Raw genomic sequence first — 3516 nt, forward strand, 5'->3', positions numbered from 1 at the left:
TTGGAATGGTTAAAATAGTAATCCACGTATGCCAGTTTTTGTTTGGGGATACCAAGTCCCAGTGTGTCGGCATTGTAGAAGAAAAGAATCGCCCGCAGCAAAGTGCTTTTTCCGACGCCTTGCGTACCGATAAAGTGGATATTACCGTCGAGATTTATTTCGGCATATTTGATTTGCGCACTGTTGATAAATATAATTTTATTCAGGTATCTCATACTTAATTACAAATTAATATAATACATTGTCATATTTCCATTTAGCTATTTTTATATCATCTATTGTTGCAATAAAATCTTTATAATGCTCATTAATTTCGGAATTTCGTATCCTATATAAAAAGTCATTAACCAAATATAATCCTGCTTGATATTGAGGCATTTCTATTTTATTGTTGATATCCCATATTTCGCTATTTCGTTCAGCAATATGTATATAAGGAATTAAAACAGTTTCTTCAATAATAGCAAGATATTTCTTAATTGAGCTCCATCCGTTTTTATCTATATCATTCAAATGAATTGCAGATAATCCTATTAGTAACATTAATTCTGTAAATTGAGTAGCCAAACGACACGCCCTAAATCCCCCATAAAAAAGAGGCTTTATTTTGTAAAAAATCTTTTTTAATTGTTTGTTGTCTTCACAGGTGGCATAAAGCAAAAACCACAATAAATAAGCAAAAGTTATTTGGTATTTTTGTTCTCCAAATTGAAACGAAACCCAAGGATCGCTACTATGTTCCGAAGCAAAAAAAGTCGGTAATTCATTGTTTATTCTTTGTAATTCTTGTATAAATCGACCTAATATTGTAGTTTTATTAATCTCTGTAATACTGTTTGTATCTACGTGTTTTAAGTCGAACCAATAAAATAACGCAATAAAGTCTTTTGGAAATTCAAATGTATTTATCAGTTTTTTGGATTCTTCAGAATCTTTTGATAGTCTATCATAGAGAACTTCATGTATTAAATTCCCCAAACTTTCAATTACTTCATTTTGATTTTTATTTCTGTAACTTAATCCAAAAACATGAACAAATACCTGTTTGCCTATGCTCCCCCAATGTTTAGTAATAAATTTTTCAACTAATTCTTGTGAAAGCCAATTCGGCACTTCCGAACTATGAATGTTGATTAAGTAAGCGGACAGGAAGGATAATTCATATTGATTTTCATAGATTGCTCTTAAACCTCTATTTGAAATTTCTAATATAAAACCATATTGCTCTATTAAGACTGCACGCATAAAAGGTTTCATATTTTTAAGCAAATTATAATTTAGGTTATACCCTTGTTTATCTTGCACTAAAAACAAACTTTCTACAAGAGGATCTGAAATACTGTGAGCATATTGAGCAGAACGAAATATCTCTATCCATTCGTCAGTGCTTTTGAATTGATTTTTGTTAAAGTGATTGTCTTTATAATAATCTGAGTTAAGAGAATCAATAAGTTTCGCAAATATTTTATTACAGAGTGATTGTCCCGTTTTTTGTTTAAAGTTTTTCAGGATTGTTTTTTTATCTTCGCCTTTATAACATGTTCTTGTTGCAATAATAAAAAGATTTGCCAATGTAATCAAGTTCTCTTTAAAATAATCAGATAATTCTACAATTAGCTCATTGAATTTTTTGATAGCATCATCTCTTTTTAATGAAATATAACCCTGACAAGTTTTAAACGGTTCATCTAATCTTTCTTGCTCATCAACAAAAGAAAATTCAAGGCCGTCAATGATATTCCCATGCTTTGATACAGTATGCACAATCAACCAATCAATAGTTGATTTTTCTGATAATATTCTCTGAATATATGTTTTTAATTGTTCCATTTGATATTTAATTTTTCTTCTGCATTCTTCCACAAATCAGTATATTTTTGAATTATTTGTTTTAGTTGTGACTCATCGGTAACCAAAACAAAATCAACTTCTTTTATGTTTCCTATGCTGTTAGTTACAATTACGCATTTTTCCATCACCTCTATTCCGTTTTTGTTTGTTATTGAAAACCAATATCTACTATGAAAATCTTTATTTGCATTAAAGAACCGTACAGAATTATTACTAAAATGACATTGTAAATTATTTCTTTCAATAAGTTGTCTGATTTTTCTCTCATAAATTAAAAGATCAATGCTATGTTTTATCCCATCATCTTTTTTTTCTGATAAATTGCCTGCTCTCCCCCAATACCCTAATATTGAAAGGTTGTCCATTCCATATTCTAACGTAGAATGAATCATCGCATTTAATAATGCAATTTGATCATCATATAACGCAATTTCTTTGAAAATTCCAAGAAAATATGGGTCTACAATTAGAATTTTGGGTCCCAAATAATCAAAAATTGATTTGAATAAATCTGATAATTTTTTATTTGCATCAGTAGTATCAGAATAAATATCTTGCTGATATGTGAAGTTATTAATAGAATCCGGTCTTTTTTCACTATTTTTCCCCGACATATTTTCCGAAGAAATATTAAAACTTCTGCCATAAGTATCTATGAAAGATTTTGAAACGATGTTTATATCTAATTTAATTTCTTGAATCAAACTAAACTCAATATCTTTTTCTTTTTTGTTATTTAATAATACTTCAATCCTTCCATTTTTTACAGGTTCTTTTAAATCCATATGAAAAAAACCCGTATTGGTATCAACCAAGCAACATCCTTGTGCTATATCTTGTCCATTTTCATTTTTCATCATGACAAAATAAGTTCCGTTTTCATCAAAGTTTTGCTGATAAAACCCTTCTACAGCAGTACTCCCTATTCCTTTTACAGAAGATTCTTTAACTCCATGAAATCTAAGATACGCTGTCCTGGTTTCTTTTATGCCCCAAATATCATTTTTCAAGTTATTATAGATAAAGTCATCTTCATAAAATCCCAAAGGAAATATCGGTTTTATTTTAGAAGAGCCTGTTTTATATCCTAAGAGATATTGCAGGTTTTCTTTTTGATAAAATTCTTGAGGGATAAAAGACCTGTCTTTAATTTTTAAAGAATCAAATCTTGTTGAACTAATATATTGGTCTTTATCTGTACAGTTCTCATTTTTCGTATATTGAGGTATCTCAAAATCTATTGTTTTATTTCCTATTGTTAATTGCTTAGTGTTTAATATCAAATTAAATAATTCGAGTATTTTTTCATCTTTCCCAAATGCAACCCATTGCCGAATATTAAGACAAGCCCATACTTTATTAGATTTTCCATTTTTTCCCGCTTTATCAAACCAACCAATTTCCTCGTTTTCATAATAATCAGGAACCGCTTTCATATAAATGAAAAGCATTTTTTCTTTACTCGCATTTTCCTGAGTAATAAGAGAAATGATACTTTTATTTGGAAATTTTCTACTCCGGTATCTCATTTTTTACTTCCTCCGGGATATTTATGTTCATAACCAGTTCTTCCAGATATTTGAATGACGACAGAATTTTGTATGTTTTCAAGATTTCGTTTTCCATTTCGGCAAAACCCTCTTTGCACAGGTTCTCTACAATTTT

At 29.4% G+C, this 3516-nt stretch carries 3 protein-coding genes; all 3 read right to left on the reverse strand.

The window, feature by feature from the left end; all coding sequences use genetic code 11:
* Window positions 1-215, reverse strand: a 215-nt coding sequence (locus LBP67_01980; GenBank protein ID MDR2083748.1) for a hypothetical protein, incomplete at its 3' end; no start/stop codon positions are given.
* A 13-nt stretch (window positions 216-228) separates the two neighbouring features.
* Window positions 229-1830 carry a hypothetical protein gene (locus LBP67_01985; protein ID MDR2083749.1) on the reverse strand — a complete coding sequence of 534 codons (1602 nt, stop codon included), beginning with the start codon at window positions 1828-1830 and terminating at the stop codon, window positions 229-231.
* Window positions 1818-3380, reverse strand: coding sequence for a hypothetical protein (locus tag LBP67_01990; protein ID MDR2083750.1), 1563 nt, complete (start codon window positions 3378-3380; stop codon window positions 1818-1820). Before LBP67_01990 ends, LBP67_01985 begins: the two co-directional genes overlap by 13 nt.
* Window positions 3381-3516: the final 136 nt, after the last annotated feature.

The organism is Bacteroidales bacterium, assembly GCA_031276035.1.
GTDB lineage: Bacteria > Bacteroidota > Bacteroidia > Bacteroidales > BM520 > RGIG7150.

Coding starts and splice junctions, on each gene's coding strand:
- LBP67_01990 (MDR2083750.1), bottom strand. CDS start 3,380: ATGAGATACCGGAGTAGAAAATTTCCAAATAAAAGTATCATTTCTCTT.
- LBP67_01985 (MDR2083749.1), bottom strand. CDS start 1,830: ATGGAACAATTAAAAACATATATTCAGAGAATATTATCAGAAAAATCA.